Below are 14,409 nucleotides of genomic sequence, written 5' to 3' on the forward strand. Positions count from 1 at the left end.
AGGGGCCCCCGCCCGCGCTCATCCGCTCGGCCGCCGCCCTGCCCCCCACCACCCCCGCCCCCCGCCTGGCGGGGGCGCCCCGGGGAGGGCGCCGGGGGGTTGCCCCCGGGGCCCCGCCTCCGTACCGCGGCTCGAACGAGCGTCGAGCGGTGCTGCCTAGCTGAACGAGTCGCCGCAGGCGCAGGAGCCGGTGGCGTTCGGGTTGTCGATCGTGAAGCCCTGCTTCTCGATGGTGTCGACGAAGTCGACGGTGGCGCCGCCCAGGTACGGGGCGCTCATCCGGTCGGTGACGACCTTGACACCGTCGAAGTCCTTGAGCACGTCGCCGTCGAGCGAGCGCTCGTCGAAGAACAGCTGGTAACGCAGGCCGGAGCAGCCACCGGGCTGGACGGCGACGCGAAGTGCGAGGTCGTCGCGGCCCTCCTGCTCCAGCAGGCCCTTGACCTTGGCCGCGGCGGCATCGGTAAGGAGGATGCCACTCTCGACGGTGGTCTCGTCCTGGACGGTCATCTGCTTTCTCCCGGTCTTTGACGACGGTTTGCCCCCAGTGCCAACCAACGGCCGTCCGGATTCATTTCCCGAACGGCGATCGTCTTCGTCGGCTTTGCTGGTGGCGGAATTTCCGTGGGCCGGGTGTGCCACCCGCGTCCCCTACGCTCCCCATGCTCGCACAACCCGGGAGGATGGGTCACCGCCCGAGCCGCGGAATCCGGGGAACCGGCCCCGGGCCGGGCCCGCGGACGCCAGGATGGTGGCCATGATCCTGCGCCAGGTCAGGGACACCGCCGCCGACGCGGAGGCCGTCCAGGAGCTCTCCCTCGCCGCGTCCGCCGATCCGGCCCTGCCCGGTCCGGCGGCCGCACCGACCCCGTTGCAGCTCGCCCGGACCAGACACCTGGCACGCACCGATCCGGAGGGCTGCTGGCTGGCGGAGAGCGGCGGGGAGCCGGTCGGCGCGGTGCTGTCGATGCGCCGGGAGGGCCTGTGGGCGCCGTCGCTGTTCGCGGTCCGGCCGCAGGCGCAGGGCAAGGGCGTCGGGCGGCTGCTGCTGGAACGGGCGGCGGCGCACTCGCGGGGCTGCCTGCGCGGGATGGTCTGCGCGTCGGCGTCCCCGGCGGCGGCCCGCCGCTACCGGCTGGCCGGGTTCACCCTGCACCCGGCCATGCGGCTGACCGGGCGGGTGGACCGGGCCGGGCTGCTCGACCCGGGGGACATCCCGGTGCACCGGGGCGGCGCCGTCCACCGGCACCTGCTGGACTCGGTGGACCGGCGGCTGCGCGGGTCCGCGCACGGCCCGGACCACGAACTGATGCTGGGCCACTTCGAGGAACTGCTGATCGCCGACGCGCTGGCCGGCAGCGGCTACTGCTACCGGGACGGCGGCGAGGTGAAGCTGCTGGCGGCCACCACCAAGCGGATCGCCGCCCGGCTGCTGCGCGAGGCGCTGGCCCGGGTGCCGGACGGGGTCGAGGCGCGGGTGGAGTTCCTGACCGCCGAGCAGGAGTGGGCGCTGGACGTCGGCCTGGAGGTGGGGCTGACCCCGCAGAGCCGGGGCTTCGTCGGGCTGCGCGGGATGCGGCCGCCGGCGCCGTACCTGCCGAGCGGCGCCTTCCTGTGAACCACGGGACGGCGGAACGGCGGGACGGCGGGACGGCGGGGCCCCCGCCGGCTGCCTGCTCCGACGGGGGCCACGGGGCACCGGGGGCCGATCAGGCCATGGTGTCCAGGATCTCCCGGACCATGTCCATCGTCGTGCCCGGGTGCAGGAAGGCGAAGCGGGCGACCGTCTCGCCGTCCCAGCCGGTGGGGGTGACGAAGCCGATCTGGTCCGCGAGCAGCTGCTGCGACCAGCGGTAGTAGTCCTCGTTGGTCCAGCCCTTGCGCTTGAAACAGACGGCCGAGAGCTGCGGGTCGAACAGCAGCTCCAGGTGGTCGGTGTCGCGGATGAGCTGGGCGGTGTCCCGGGCGAGCGTGAGGCCGGCCTCGATGGCGTCGGTGTAGGCCTGGGTGCCGTGGACGGCGAGGGAGAACCACAGCGGCAGGCCGCGGGCGCGCCGGGTGAGGTGGTAGGCGTAGTCGGTGGGGTTCCACTCGTCGCCCTCGGTGTGCAGGACGTCGAGGTAGGAGGCGTCCTGGGTGTGCACGGCCCGGGCGAGCTGCGGGTTGCGGTAGATCAGCGCGGCGCAGTCGAAGGGGGCGAACAGCCACTTGTGCGGGTCGACGACGAAGGAGTCGGCGTGCTCGATGCCGTTGTAGCGCTCGCGCACCGAGGGGGCGAACAGGCCCGCGCCGCCGTAGGCGCCGTCGACGTGGAACCACAGGTCCCGCTCGCGGGCGACCTCGGACAGGCCCTTGAGGTCGTCGACGATGCCCTCGTTGGTCGTCCCGGCCGTGCCCACGACCGCGATGACGGTCTCCGGGTTCGGGTCGGCGGCCAGCGCGGCGCGCAGCGCCTCACCGGTGAACCGGCGGTTCACCGTGGGGACCTTGAAGGCCTCGACGCCGATGATGTTGAAGGTGTTCTTGACCGAGGAGTGGACCTGGTCGGCGACGGCGATCCGCAGCCGCGCCTCCGGCCCGACGCCGAGCTTGCGGCGGGCGGTGTCGCGGGCGACGACGAGGGCGGAGAGGTTGCCTGCGGAGCCGCCGGAGACGAAGGTGCCGCCGGCCGAGGCGGGCAGGCCGGCGCGGTCGGCGATCAGGCGCAGCACCTGGTTCTCGGCGGCGATCGCGCCGGCCGCCTCCAGCCAGGAGATGCCCTGCAGGGACGCGCAGGAGACCACCATGTCGAAGAGCAGCGCGGCCTTGGTCGGGGCGCACGGGATGAACGACAGGTAGCGCGGGCTGTCGGCGGAGATCACCGCGCGGGACAGCTCGTGGTCGTAGAGCTTGAGCACGTCGGCGGGGGCGTTGCCGTCCGCGTTCAGCAGACCGGCCAGCTGGGCGCGCAGGTGCTCGCCGTCACCGGGGTGGTCGAGCGGGACGGGGTCGTACTGCAGCCGGTCCCGCATGTAGTCGAAAACCAGGTCGACCAGTTCGTTGTCGGGCCGGTGCATGCGGTCGGGGGCTGCGGACACGGCTGTCCCTCTCGGCTGTGGGGTGTCGGGGGATGCCCGGTCGGCGGGGCGGCTCACCGCGTGGACCGGACGTGATCAGCGTAGGCAGCGGGAGGGGTTCGCCGCGCGTCGGAACCCGGCTGGTCAGGCAGCTTTCGGGCGTCTTCGGGCCGGTCCGCGCAGGATTCCTGCGCACCGGCCGGAGGGGGCCGGACGGGGGCAGGCGGGTCAGGTGGGGATCGTCGGGCGCGCCCTAACCGATGAGCTGGGAGAGGACGACCGAGGAGCGGCTGCGCTGGACGCCGGGCTCGCGGCGGATGCGCTCGATGACGGCCTCCAGGTGGCGCATGTCGGCGGCGCGCAGGTGGACCAGGGCGTCCGGGTCGCCGGTGACCGTCCAGGCGGCGATCACCTCGGGGAACTGGCGCAGGCTGGCGAGGATCTCCTCGGGGGCGGTCCGCTCGCGGCAGTAGACCTCGACGAAGGCCTCGGTCTGCCAGCCGAGCACCGACGGGTCGAGCACCACGGTGAAGCCCCGCACCACGCCGCGCGCCCGCAGCCGGTCGATCCGGCGGCGCACGGCGGTGGCGGAGAGGTTGACCTGGAGGCCGATCTCGGCGTACGAGGCGCGGCCGTCGCGGCCGAGCCGGGCGAGCAGGAGCCGGTCGGTCTCGTCCAGGTCGGCCCCGACCACCTCGTGCGCTCGGCTGCTGGTCATCGGTGCGGGGCTCCACGGGTCGTACGGGTCGGTTGCGGCCTCGGGCGGCGGGCCCTCGGACGGAGGGCGGTAGGGGCGGCTGCCGAAACGGTTCGCCAACCATTCTGGCGGATGTCAGGAGCGAGTTCACCGCTCGCAGATGACGGCCGGTGGTCCGCCGGTGGTCCGCCGCCGGTCGGCAGCCGGTCCGCCGTCAGTCGGCCAGCAGGACGATCTTGCCCCGGGTACGGCCCTCGGCGCTGAGCGCCTGGGCGGAGGCCGCCTGGGCGAGCGGGAAGGTGGAGGCGACGGTGACGGTCAGCCGGCCGTCGTCGGCGAGCGCGGCCAGTTCGGCGAGGTCCGCGGCGTCCGGGCGGACCCAGACGTAGTGGCCGCCGAGGGCCTTGACCCCGAAGTCGGTGATCGAGGCGATCCGGCTCTGGTCCGCCACCAGGCTCGCCGAGAGCGGGACGGCGCCGTGGCCGACCAGGTCGAGGGCCGCGTCGACCCCGCCCGGGGCCAGCGCCCGGACCCGGTCGGCCAGGCCCTCGCCGTAGAGCACCGGCTCGGCGCCGAGGCCGCGCAGGTAGTCGTGGTTGCGCTCGCCCGCGGTGCCGATCACCCGGGCGCCGAGGGCCCGGGCGATCTGGACGGCCAGGTGCCCGACCCCGCCGGCCGCGGCGTGCACCAGCAGGGTCTCCCCCGCCCGCAGCCGCAGTGCCTTGAGGCTCTGCAGCGCGGTGAGCCCGGCCAGCGGCAGGCCGCCGGCCTGGGCCCAGTCCAGTGCGGCCGGCTTGCGGGCGAGGGTGCGGACCGGGGCGGAGACGAGTTCGGCGTAGGTGCCGTGCTCGACGGTGTCCTTGCGGACGTAGCCGTAGACCTCGTCGCCGGGCGCGAACTCGGTGACGCCGCCGCCGACGGCGCGGACCACGCCGGCCAGGTCCCAGCCCATGACGAGCGGGAAGTGCGCGTCCAGCAGGCCGTCCAGGGCGCCGTCCCGGATCTTCCAGTCCACCGGGTTCACCCCGGCCGCCCGCATCTGCACCAGGACCGAGTCCGGGCCGACCTTGGGGTCGGGCAGGTCGGTGTACTCGACGACTTCGGGGCCGCCGTAGCGGTTGATCGCGATTGCCTTCATGGCCTCAGCCATACCCGGGCCCGGCCGGATATCGATTCGGCCACGCGAGGACCACCCCAAAACGGTCATCCGGTTCCGCCAGGGTCCGATTCGGCGAGCGGTTCTCGTCACATCGACAGGATGGCCATCGTCACTCTGACGCTAACCGGTTATCATAGATAGCGTCAGTTAGACGAAAAGGCTTCAGGCTTGATCGGCCGCACAGAAGGGCACCCGCCCGTGACCACCACCATCACCGAGACCCACGGCGTCGACCCCACTCCGACGCCGCTCGCTCTGCTGCTGCTCGGCCGCGAGGCCGACCCGAACAGCGAGCGCGGCGTCGAGTGCCCCGGCGACCTCCCCCCGGCCTCCGACCCGAACCTCGTCGAGCGCGCCCGCGCCGCCAAGGCCGCGCTCGGTGACCGCGTCTTCATCCTCGGACACCACTACCAGCGCGACGAGGTGATCGAGTTCGCCGACGTCACCGGCGACTCCTTCAAGCTCGCGCGCGACGCCGCGGCCCGCCCGGAGGCCGAGTACATCGTCTTCTGCGGCGTGCACTTCATGGCCGAGTCCGCCGACATCCTGACCGGCGACGCCCAGCAGGTCGTCCTCCCGGACCTCGCGGCCGGCTGCTCGATGGCCGACATGGCCACCGCCGAGCAGGTCGCCGAGTGCTGGGACGTGCTGACCGACGCCGGCATAGCCGACGTCACCGTCCCGGTCTCGTACATGAACTCCTCCGCCGACATCAAGGCCTTCACCGGCAGGCACGGCGGCACCATCTGCACCTCCTCCAACGCCGAGCGCGCCCTGGAGTGGGCCTTCGAGCAGGGCCAGAAGGTCCTGTTCCTGCCCGACCAGCACCTCGGCCGCAACACCGCGGTGCGCGACCTGGGCCTCTCGCTGGACGACTGCGTCCTGTACAACCCGCACAAGCCCAACGGCGGGCTGACCGCCGAGCAGCTGCGGGACGCCAAGATGATCCTGTGGCGCGGCCACTGCTCGGTGCACGGCCGGTTCAGCGTGGACTCGGTGAACGACGTTCGCGAGCGGATCCCCGGCGTCACCGTGCTGGTGCACCCCGAGTGCAAGCACGAGGTCGTCTCGGCCGCCGACATGGTGGGCTCGACCGAGTACATCATCAAGGCGCTGGACGCCGCCGAGCCCGGCTCCAAGTGGGCCATCGGCACCGAGCTGAACCTCGTCCGCCGCCTGGCCAAGGCCCACCCGGACAAGGAGATCGTCTTCCTGGACCGGACGGTCTGCTTCTGCTCCACCATGAACCGGATCGACCTGCCGCACCTCGTCTGGGCGCTGGAGTCGCTGGTCGAGGGCCGGGTGCCGAACGTGATCACCGTCGACCCGGAGACCGAGAAGTACGCCAAGGCGGCGCTGGACCGGATGCTGGCCCTGCCGTAGCCGACCCGGGCCGGGCCGACCTGGCCCGGCCACCGGGACACGACGAAGGGCGGGTCCCCTCCCACCGGAGGGGACCCGCCCTTTCGTCTGGCACCAGCCGCGGCGGCTACTCGGGGTAGCCCGGGATCACTCCCTCGCCGTCGGCCATCAACAGCTCGCGGACCTCGTCGATCGTCGCCTCGGCGCTCGGCAGGATCAGCTCGGACGGCGCCAGTGAATCCAGCGGCACCGGAGTGCCGAACTGCTTCACCGCGTCCAGCAGCTTGCCGTAGGCCCGACGGAAGTGCTCCTCGTCCCCCGACTCCACTGCGGTGACGAGCTCGGCGTCGAGCTCGTTGAGCAGGTTCAGGTGGTCATCGCCCACCTCGTACTGCCCCTCACCCATGACCCTCATGATCATGCCGTGCGTCTCCCTGGTTCGTGGGATGGAGCTCAGATCACTTGTTGTAGTTGATGCGCGGGGTGTCCTGCTGGGGGTGGGCCTCCGGCTGCTGCGGCTTGCCCTGCTCGATCGCGGCCGGACCGGAGGACGGGCCCCCCAGCTCGGCCTTCATCCGAGCCAGCTCCAGCTCGACGTCGGTGCCGCCGGCCACCCGCTCCAGCTCGGCCTCGATGTCGTCCTTGCGGCCGAGACCGCTGGAGTCGTCGAGCGCGCCGGACGCCAGCAGCTCGTCGATCGCACCGGCCCGGGCCTGCATCTGGGCCGTCTTGTCCTCGGCCCGCTGGATGGCCAGGCCGACGTCGCCCATCTCCTCCGAGATCCCGGAGAAGGACTCGGCGATGCGGGTCTGCGCCTGAGCCGCGGTGTAGGTGGCCTTGATGGTCTCCTTCTTGGTGCGGAAGGCGTCCACCTTGGCCTGCAGCCGCTGGGAGGCGAGCGTGAGCTTCTCCTCCTCGCCCTGGAGGGCCTGGTACTGCGTCTCCAGGTCGGTGATCTGGGACTGCATGTTGGCCCGGCGGGTCAGCGCCTCGCGCGCGAGGTCCTCGCGGCCCAGCGACAGCGCCTTGCGGCCCTGGTCCTCGTACTTCGCCGACTGCTGCTGGAGCTGGGTCAGCTGGAGTTCCAGGCGCTTGCGCGAGGTCGCGACGTCCGCGACGCCACGCCGTACCTTCTGCAGCAGTTCGAGCTGCTTCTGGTAGGAGTAGTCGAGCGTCTCTCGGGGATCCTCCGCCCGGTCCAAGGCCTTGTTCGCCTTGGAGCGGAAGATCAACCCCATACGCTTCATGATTCCGTCGCTCATGGGCCTCGGGTGCCCCCTTCTCCGGCCTGCGGTCTCTATCTCGATACCAGACACGACGAGTGTATGTGCAGCGAGCCCGTCGCCGCAGTCCACCTGCCTGCTACAAGACTGCTACAGCGACCAGCGGACTTCCTCCTCCCCCGGGTGGATCCGCCTCTCATCCCCTCCATAGTCCATCCGATTGATCCCCTACGGGAAGGGGCCGGGAAACCCCGGCGGGCGGCCGGCCTCGCGGATCGATACGCGTTTGGGTCCGAGGGGACCCCGAGAAGCCGCCCGGCACCCCGTACGCTGGTGGTGTGTTCCGACGCCGTTCAGATGATGCAGCCGCCTCCGCCACCGTGCTGGAGAAGCCGGACGAGACCCGCCACCCCCAGGCCAAGAAGGGCCGGCCAACGCCCAAGCGCAGTGAGGCCGAGGCCAACCGGCGTACCCGGGTGACGGTGCCCAAGGACCGCAAGGAGGCCGCCCGCCAGGCCCGCGAGCGGATGCGCTCCGAGCGCGAGAAGCAGCGCACCGCGCTGCTGGAGGGCGACGAGCGCCACCTGCCGGCCCGCGACAAGGGCCCGGTGCGCAAGTTCGCCCGCGACTACGTGGACGCCCGCTGGTCGCTCGCCGAGTTCTTCCTGCCCGCCGCCGTGGTCATCCTGGTGCTGAGCATCATCAAGGTGCCCGCCATCCAGCTGCTGTCCACGCTGCTGTTCCTGCTGTTCTTCGTGCTGGTGATCCTGGACTTCGTCCGCCTCGGCTTCGGTCTGCGCAAGCAGTTCGCCGAGCGCTTCGCCGGCCAGAACACCCGCGGCGCGGTCGCCTACGGCCTGATGCGCATCCTGCAGATGCGCCGGCTGCGACTGCCCAAGCCGCAGGTGCGGCGCGGGGAGAAGCCCTGACCGCCGAACCGGTGGACTCCGGCTGGGCCCCCCCTTCCTGGGAGGGGCCCGGCCTGTACGCGTTGCCGGGTCAGGGGGACGGCGGCCACGACCGGATCGGCCAGGAGCGCCGGCTGCCCTCGCGCAGCGGCTCCTTCGCCGGCGGCACCGGCGCCTGGCTGGACCGGCTCGGCGGACTGCGCAACTTCGTCCGCCAGGAGCTGGTCTCCCGGCAGCTCGCCGAGCAGCTGGCCGGCCGCACCGGGCAGCGCGTCCTCGACATCGGCTGCGGCCAGGGCACCCAGGCGCTGCGCCTGGCCCGGGCCGGCCACTACGTCACCGGCATCGACTCCGACCCGGTCGCGCTCGGCGTCGCCCAGGGGGCGCTCGCCGAGGAACCGCCGGAGGTCGCCGGCCGGCTGCAACTCCTCAGCGGCGACGCCCACCAGTGCGGGCGCTGGTTCGGCCCGCGCAGCTTCGACGTGGTGCTCTGCCACGGCGTCCTGATGTACCTGCCCGCCCCCGACCCGATGATCGCCTCGCTGGCCCGGCTGCTGGCCCCGGGCGGGCTGCTCTCGCTGCTGGTCCGCAACCGCGACGCGCTCGCCCTGCGGCCCGCCGCCGCCGGGGACTGGCGGGCCGCCCTGCACGCCTTCGAGAGCGACCGGTACTACAACCGGCTCGGGCTGGCCGCCCGCGCCGACCGCCTCACCGACCTCACCGTCACCCTCTCCGAGGTGTCGGTGCCGCTGAAGCACTGGTACGGCGTACGGGTCTTCACCGACAACGCGCCCGACGACGCGACCCCGCCGGTGGACGGGCGGCAGCTCGCCCAGCTGCTGGAGGCCGAGGACCGGGCCGGCCGCACCGACCCGTACCGGCAGGTCGCCGCGCTGCTGCACGTGGTCGGGGCCAAGTAGCCGCCCCGCGACGGCGGTTACGCCTCGTGCAGGCTCATCGAGTAGATCACCCGGTCGTCGTCCAGCAGGACCGCCGTGTCGATGCCGTCCTCGGCGAGCTGCTTCCAGGACTCCCCGATCCAGGTCTCGGCGTCCCCCTGGCCGGCGAACTCCTCCTGAGCGCCCTCCGGCACCACCGCGGTGCCGTCCGCCTTCTCGTACCGCCACGTCCAGACCATGCCCGGCTCCTCCCACCGACGACGCTGCCTGCGTGCTGCGCACCTTAGCCTGCCCGGCCCGATCTTCCGTATGCCTGGCCGGACGGTCCGGATGCCCGGTCGGGCAGGATGGGCGGCATGGCGATCCACCACCCGCTCCCCCGCACGCTGCTGCTCGGCGGCGCCCGCTCCGGCAAGTCCACCCGGGCCGAGCAGTTGCTCGCCGACCACCCGGACGTCCTGTACGTGGCCACCGGCGGCACCCGGGACGGCGACGCCGAGTGGGCCCAGCGGGTCGCCCTGCACCGCGAGCGGCGGCCGGCGAGCTGGCGCACCGCCGAGACCTGCGACCTGGAGGCCGTGCTGGCCGACCGGACCGACCCGGCGCCGGTGCTGGTCGACTGCCTGGCGCTGTGGCTGACCGCCGTGATGGACGAGTGCGGCGCCTGGGACGACGCGGTCTGGGCGGCGGGCGGGGAGGCCGCCGTCCAGCGGCGCTGCGAGGCCCTGGCGCGGGCCTGGGCGGCCACCGGGCGGACGGCCGTCGCGGTCAGCAACGAGGTCGGGATGGGCGTCGTCCCGGCGACCGCCGCAGGTCGGCGCTTCCGCGACACCCTGGGCCGGCTGAACATGGCCGTGGCGGACGCCTCCGAGCGTGTGCTGCTGGTCGTGGCCGGGCAGGTTCTGACCGTCAAGCCAGCCGCCGCCTGAACATCTGCGGCGTGTAGCCTTCCGGACGATGGACACGACCGTGGATCTCGATACGTTCTCCTCGCTCGTCGAGCGCCCCGACGAGAGCGCCCGACGGGCCGCCGAGGAACGCTGGCAGGAGGCCGGCCGACCGCGCGGCGGGCTCGGCAAGCTGGAGGAGCTGGGCAGCTGGCTGTCGTCCGTACAGGGGCGATCCCCCGTGCGGCCGGTGTCGGCCCCCAAGGTGCTGTTGTTCGCCGCCGACCACGGCGTGGCCGCGCTCGGGGTGTCCCGGCTGCCCGCCAAGGGCGGCACCGCCGCGCGGGTGCGCGCCGTCCTGGACGGCACCGCGCCGGTCGCCCGGCTGGCCCGGCGCTACGGCGCCGAGGTGCGGGTCGTCGACGTCGCGGTGGACGCCGACCCCGCCGACTTCCCGGACGACGTGGTCACCCACCGGATCCGGCGCGGCTCCGGCCGGATCGACGTCGAGGACGCGCTCACCCCGGAGGAGACCGCGCGGGCCTTCCGGGCCGGCATGGCCGTCGCCGACGAGGAGGCCGACGCCGGCACCGACCTGGTGCTGCTCGGCGACCTCGGCGTCGGCGCCACCACCGTCGCCGCCGTCCTGGTCGGCGCGCTGTGCGGAACGGACGCGGCCGCCGTCACCGGGCGCGGCTCGGGCGTCGACGACCGGGTCTGGATGGTCAAGTGCGCCACCATCCGCGACTCCCTGCGACGGGCCCGGCCCGTCCTCGGCGACCAGCTGGCGCTGCTCGGCGCCACCGGCGGGGCCGACTTCGCGGCGATCACCGGCTTCCTGCTCCAGGCCGCGGTGCGACGGCTCCCGGTGGTGCTGGACGGCGTCGTCTCGGCGGCCTGCGCGCTGGTCGCGCAGCGGATCGCCTTCCGGGCGCCGGAGTGGTGGCGGGCCGGGCAGTCCAGCGGCGAGCCCGCCCAGGCCAAGGCCTACGACCGCCTCACCCTGACGCCGTTGCAGGACCAGGGGATCACCATGGGCGAGGGCCTCGGCGCGCTGCTGGCCCTGCCGCTGCTCCAGGCCGCGGGCGACGCGCTCGCGGACGAGGCCCCGCGGCCGTTCGTGCCGTCGGCGCCGAAGGAGCAGCCGAAGCTGCCATCGGCGGCGGACCTGCTGCGGCGGCTGTAGCAACCCGCGGCAACCCGCGGCACCAGGATCATCGGCGCCCCGTCCGGCACATCGGACGGGGCGCTTCCGTTCGGAGGGAAACACGTCGTGCAGGGCGCCAGTTGGGCCGAGGGGCTCCGGTTCGGGTTCGGGACGCTGTCCGTGCTGCGGGTGCGGGTGGAGCGGTGGGACCGGGCCGCGGCGGCGCGGGCGATGACGGCGGCCCCGGTGGTGGGGCTGGTGCTCGGCACGGCGGCCGCCGGGGCGGGGGCGCTGGTGGCCTGGCGGGCCGGCGGGCTGCTCGGGGCGGTGGCGGCGGTGGGGGTGCTGGCCGCGCTCACCCGGGGGCTGCACCTGGACGGTCTGGCGGACGTGGCCGACGGCCTGGGCAGCGGGAAACCGGCCGAGGACGCGCTGCGCATCATGAAGCAGTCCGACATCGGCCCGTTCGGCGTCCTGACCCTCGTTCTCGTGCTGCTGGCCCAGATCGCGGCACTGGCCGGACAGTTCGCCGAGTCGACCACGCGCGGCGCGCTCGCGGTGCTGGCGTCGGCGGTGACCGCGCGGTGCGCGCTCGCCTGGGGCTGCCTGCGGTCGGTGCCGGCCGCCCGGCCGGGCGGCCTGGGCGCGATGGTGGCGGGCACCGTGGCACCCGCCGGAGCGGTCGCGGGGACGGCCGCCGCGGCGCTCGCCCTGGCCACACTCGGAATATTTGACGGATCGTCAACCTTCCTTCTCCCCCTGGCCGTTGTGCTCGGCGTCGGCTGCGCCCAGCTGCTGCTCCGGCGCTGCGTACGGCGGTTCGGCGGAATCACCGGGGACGTGCTCGGCGCGATGGCGGAAACCGCCGCGACCGCCTCGCTGTTCGCCCTGGCGTTGCTCGGCTGATACCGGGCGGCGCGTGATCCCACCATGCGGACTACCATGCGGGGAGCACCGCAGCCCTGCACCGCCGCAGGTCCTGCCCGCCCGGCGTGACCCGAGGAGCCGGGGCCTCTGGTGTGCGTGGCCGCGAACTGCGCGGGTGCGCGCGCCAGGGGGCCCGGACCCGGGGCGTGCCGGGCGGTCCGGCCTGCGACGGCGGGTTGCGCCGGTGCGGCAGCCTCGCCGCAACCGGCCGTGGACCGCGAAAGAACAGGACGCATTACGTGACTGCATTGTCTGTGAGCACCTCCTCCGCCGCCTCGCTGCGCGCGGACGCCCTGGTGGTCGGTGTCGCCAAGGGCCCCAAGGGCATCGTGCTGGCCCCCGGCTCCGAGGCCGTGAACGAGGCGTTCGAGGGCAAGCTGACCGAGGTCCTCAGCACCCTGGGCGCGACCGGCGCCGAGGGCGAGGCCGTCAAGGTGCCCTCCCCCGCCGGCCTGAAGGCCGCGCTCGTGCTCGCGGTCGGCCTCGGCGAGGCCGCCGAGGCCGGCTACCAGCTGGAGGCGCTGCGCCGCGCCGCTGGTGTCGCCGCCCGCACCCTGGCCGGCGCCAAGAAGGCCGCGCTGGCCCTGCCGACCGAGTCCGCGGACGAGGTCGAGGCCGTCGCGCTGGGCGGCCTGCTCGGCTCGTACGCCTTCGGCACCTACAAGGCCGACGGCAGTGGCAAGGAGCCGGTCGGCGAGCTGGTCGTGCTGGCCCCCCGCAAGGGCAGCAAGGACGCCAAGGCGGCCGTGGAGCGCGCCGCCGCGGTCGGCGAGGAGATGAACCGGGCCCGTGACCTGGTCAACACCGCGCCGAACGACCTGAACCCGAAGAGCTTCGCCGCGATCGCCCAGGCGGCCGGCAAGGAGCACGGCCTCAAGGTCGAGGTGCTGGACGAGAAGGCGCTGCTCAAGGGCGGCTTCGGCGGCCTGCTGGGCGTCGGCAACGGCTCGGCCAACCCGCCGCGGCTGGTGAAGGTGGCCTACACCCACCCGAAGGCGAAGGCCACGCTGGCCTTCATCGGCAAGGGCATCACCTACGACTCGGGCGGCATCTCGCTGAAGCCGGCCGGCCACAACGAGACCATGAAGTGCGACATGGCCGGCGCCGCCGCCGTGTTCGCCGCCGTGGTGGCCGCCAAGCGCCTGGGCCTGGCCGTCAACGTGACCGGCTGGCTGGCGCTGGCCGAGAACATGCCGTCCGGCTCCGCCACCCGCCCCGGCGACGTGCTGCGCATGTACGGCGGCAAGACCGTCGAGGTGCTGAACACCGACGCCGAGGGCCGTCTGGTGCTGGCCGACGCGATCGTGCGCGCCGGCGAGGAGAACCCGGACGTCATCGTCGACGTGGCGACCCTGACCGGCGCCATGGTGCTGGCCCTGGGCAACCGCACCTTCGGCGTGATGTCCAACAACGACGAGCTGCGCGAGACCCTGCACACCGTCTCGGGCGAGGTCGGCGAGCAGTCCTGGCCGATGCCGCTGCCGGCCGAGCTGCGCAAGGGCATGACCGAGTCGACCATCGCCGACCTGGCGAACATGGGCGAGCGGATGGGCGGCGGCCTGGTGGCCGGCCTGTTCCTGAAGGAGTTCGTGGCCGAGGGCATCGACTGGGCCCACCTGGACATCGCCGGCCCGGCGTTCCACGAGAGCGCGCCGTTCGGCTACACCCCGAAGGGCGGCACCGCGAGCGCGGTGCGCACCCTGGTCCGGTTCGCCGAGCAGACCGCGGCGGGCGGCAAGGCCTGACCAGGCACCGATTCGACGGGGGTCCGGCGCGCGTGCGCCGGGCCCCCGTCGGCGTTCGCGCGCCGGCTCCGGTTACCTGCGAGTAGGCCGGGGCTCCGCTCCGCACCTCTGTTCGCTGCGGGCGAAACTTTGTTCCACCCTGCGGAAGAGGTGGCGCCGCGAGGCCGCGCCGACGCCCGTCCGGCGGCTGTCAACCCCGCGTTGAGCTGCAATGATGCCCTTCCGTCGGGGGTATTCCCGCCCCGGTGACCGCTCTGTGGGCCACCCCTGGGGTGGACCCGGACATCAGCCACCGCGAACAAGTGCGAAGATGTATTTCCGGCACGACTGGGCGCCTCACAAAGGCTTCCGACCCCACCGGACCGCGACCGGCCCGGCGACCCACCCCATTGCATGGAG

General features: G+C 73.5%; 14 protein-coding genes and 1 pseudogene. 8 read left to right on the top strand and 7 right to left on the bottom strand.

Annotation, left to right across the window (positions count from 1 at the left end; genetic code table 11):
* Nucleotides 1–156 precede the first annotated feature (156 nt).
* The gene (gene erpA, locus ACFVTF_RS13590) at nucleotides 157–510 is read right to left on the bottom strand and encodes an iron-sulfur cluster insertion protein ErpA (protein ID WP_030391519.1); all 354 of its coding nucleotides are present in this window, start codon (nucleotides 508–510) and stop codon (nucleotides 157–159) included.
* Between the two features lie 247 nt (nucleotides 511–757).
* Between erpA and ACFVTF_RS13595 the strand changes: the two genes are divergently transcribed.
* Entirely contained in the window at nucleotides 758–1,618 is an 861-nt protein-coding gene (locus ACFVTF_RS13595; protein WP_387813210.1) for a GNAT family N-acetyltransferase, read from the top strand.
* Between the two features lie 91 nt (nucleotides 1,619–1,709).
* On the opposite strand, the gene ACFVTF_RS13600 is transcribed toward ACFVTF_RS13595, so the two are convergent.
* The 3 genes from ACFVTF_RS13600 to ACFVTF_RS13610 form a co-directional block, all read right to left on the bottom strand.
* The gene (locus tag ACFVTF_RS13600) at nucleotides 1,710–3,077 is read right to left on the bottom strand and encodes a pyridoxal phosphate-dependent decarboxylase family protein (RefSeq protein ID WP_387813213.1); all 1,368 of its coding nucleotides are present in this window, start codon (nucleotides 3,075–3,077) and stop codon (nucleotides 1,710–1,712) included.
* A 232-nt stretch (nucleotides 3,078–3,309) separates the two neighbouring features.
* A complete protein-coding gene (locus tag ACFVTF_RS13605) occupies nucleotides 3,310–3,774 on the bottom strand; it encodes an Lrp/AsnC family transcriptional regulator (protein WP_063347298.1) in 465 nt (154 codons plus the stop codon).
* A gap of 193 nt (nucleotides 3,775–3,967) precedes the next feature.
* Complete coding sequence (locus tag ACFVTF_RS13610; RefSeq protein ID WP_363372070.1) at nucleotides 3,968–4,891, bottom strand: NADP-dependent oxidoreductase; 924 nt, start codon at nucleotides 4,889–4,891, stop codon at nucleotides 3,968–3,970.
* 219 nt (nucleotides 4,892–5,110) lie between these two features.
* Here ACFVTF_RS13610 and nadA point away from each other — a divergent pair, with 219 nt between their 5' ends.
* Complete coding sequence (gene nadA, locus ACFVTF_RS13615) at nucleotides 5,111–6,295, top strand: quinolinate synthase NadA (RefSeq protein WP_363622260.1); 1,185 nt, start codon at nucleotides 5,111–5,113, stop codon at nucleotides 6,293–6,295.
* A 106-nt stretch (nucleotides 6,296–6,401) separates the two neighbouring features.
* On the opposite strand, the gene ACFVTF_RS13620 is transcribed toward nadA, so the two are convergent.
* Both ACFVTF_RS13620 and ACFVTF_RS13625 read right to left on the bottom strand, forming a co-directional pair.
* Complete coding sequence (locus ACFVTF_RS13620; RefSeq protein ID WP_371516714.1) at nucleotides 6,402–6,695, bottom strand: hypothetical protein; 294 nt, start codon at nucleotides 6,693–6,695, stop codon at nucleotides 6,402–6,404.
* A 37-nt stretch (nucleotides 6,696–6,732) separates the two neighbouring features.
* On the bottom strand, nucleotides 6,733–7,536 hold the full coding sequence (locus tag ACFVTF_RS13625) for a PspA/IM30 family protein (protein ID WP_350886325.1): 804 nt from the start codon (nucleotides 7,534–7,536) through the stop codon (nucleotides 6,733–6,735).
* Between the two features lie 299 nt (nucleotides 7,537–7,835).
* On the opposite strand from ACFVTF_RS13625, the gene ACFVTF_RS13630 reads away from it, so the two are divergent.
* Nucleotides 7,836–8,426, top strand: a complete 591-nt coding sequence (locus ACFVTF_RS13630; RefSeq protein ID WP_350886323.1) for a DUF3043 domain-containing protein — start codon at nucleotides 7,836–7,838, stop codon at nucleotides 8,424–8,426.
* 158 nt (nucleotides 8,427–8,584) lie between these two features.
* On the top strand, nucleotides 8,585–9,325 hold the full coding sequence (locus ACFVTF_RS13635) for a class I SAM-dependent methyltransferase (RefSeq protein WP_371522638.1): 741 nt from the start codon (nucleotides 8,585–8,587) through the stop codon (nucleotides 9,323–9,325).
* 17 nt (nucleotides 9,326–9,342) lie between these two features.
* On the opposite strand, the gene ACFVTF_RS13640 is transcribed toward ACFVTF_RS13635, so the two are convergent.
* Nucleotides 9,343–9,543 (bottom strand): hypothetical protein, encoded by a 201-nt coding sequence (locus tag ACFVTF_RS13640; protein WP_350886321.1) that lies wholly within the window; start codon nucleotides 9,541–9,543, stop codon nucleotides 9,343–9,345.
* A gap of 78 nt (nucleotides 9,544–9,621) precedes the next feature.
* Here ACFVTF_RS13640 and cobU point away from each other — a divergent pair.
* The 4 genes and pseudogenes from cobU to ACFVTF_RS13660 form a co-directional block, all read left to right on the top strand.
* Nucleotides 9,622–10,233 (top strand): annotated as a pseudogene (cobU, locus tag ACFVTF_RS13645) (bifunctional adenosylcobinamide kinase/adenosylcobinamide-phosphate guanylyltransferase); the annotation flags it as partial.
* 28 nt (nucleotides 10,234–10,261) lie between these two features.
* Entirely contained in the window at nucleotides 10,262–11,377 is a 1,116-nt protein-coding gene (locus ACFVTF_RS13650; RefSeq protein WP_387813221.1) for a nicotinate-nucleotide--dimethylbenzimidazole phosphoribosyltransferase, read from the top strand.
* A gap of 87 nt (nucleotides 11,378–11,464) precedes the next feature.
* Nucleotides 11,465–12,244 carry an adenosylcobinamide-GDP ribazoletransferase gene (locus ACFVTF_RS13655; RefSeq protein WP_387813224.1) on the top strand — a complete coding sequence of 260 codons (780 nt, stop codon included), beginning with the start codon at nucleotides 11,465–11,467 and terminating at the stop codon, nucleotides 12,242–12,244.
* A gap of 260 nt (nucleotides 12,245–12,504) precedes the next feature.
* On the top strand, nucleotides 12,505–14,010 hold the full coding sequence (locus tag ACFVTF_RS13660) for a leucyl aminopeptidase (RefSeq protein WP_387813227.1): 1,506 nt from the start codon (nucleotides 12,505–12,507) through the stop codon (nucleotides 14,008–14,010).
* The last annotated feature ends 399 nt before the right edge of the window (nucleotides 14,011–14,409 follow it).

Source organism: Kitasatospora sp. NPDC057940 (assembly GCF_042887425.1).
In the GTDB taxonomy this organism is placed as follows: Bacteria; Actinomycetota; Actinomycetes; order Streptomycetales; family Streptomycetaceae; genus Kitasatospora.

Bases quoted from the DNA above. Each gene is read 5' to 3' on its own strand.
- ACFVTF_RS13650 (WP_387813221.1), top strand. From the start codon at position 10,262: ATGGACACGACCGTGGATCTCGATACGTTCTCCTCGCTCGTCGAGCGC.
- ACFVTF_RS13620 (WP_371516714.1), bottom strand. From the start codon at position 6,695: ATGATCATGAGGGTCATGGGTGAGGGGCAGTACGAGGTGGGCGATGAC.
- ACFVTF_RS13640 (WP_350886321.1), bottom strand. From the start codon at position 9,543: ATGGTCTGGACGTGGCGGTACGAGAAGGCGGACGGCACCGCGGTGGTG.
- ACFVTF_RS13595 (WP_387813210.1), top strand. From the start codon at position 758: ATGATCCTGCGCCAGGTCAGGGACACCGCCGCCGACGCGGAGGCCGTC.
- ACFVTF_RS13625 (WP_350886325.1), bottom strand. From the start codon at position 7,536: ATGAGCGACGGAATCATGAAGCGTATGGGGTTGATCTTCCGCTCCAAG.
- ACFVTF_RS13610 (WP_363372070.1), bottom strand. From the start codon at position 4,891: ATGAAGGCAATCGCGATCAACCGCTACGGCGGCCCCGAAGTCGTCGAG.
- ACFVTF_RS13605 (WP_063347298.1), bottom strand. From the start codon at position 3,774: ATGACCAGCAGCCGAGCGCACGAGGTGGTCGGGGCCGACCTGGACGAG.
- erpA (WP_030391519.1), bottom strand. From the start codon at position 510: ATGACCGTCCAGGACGAGACCACCGTCGAGAGTGGCATCCTCCTTACC.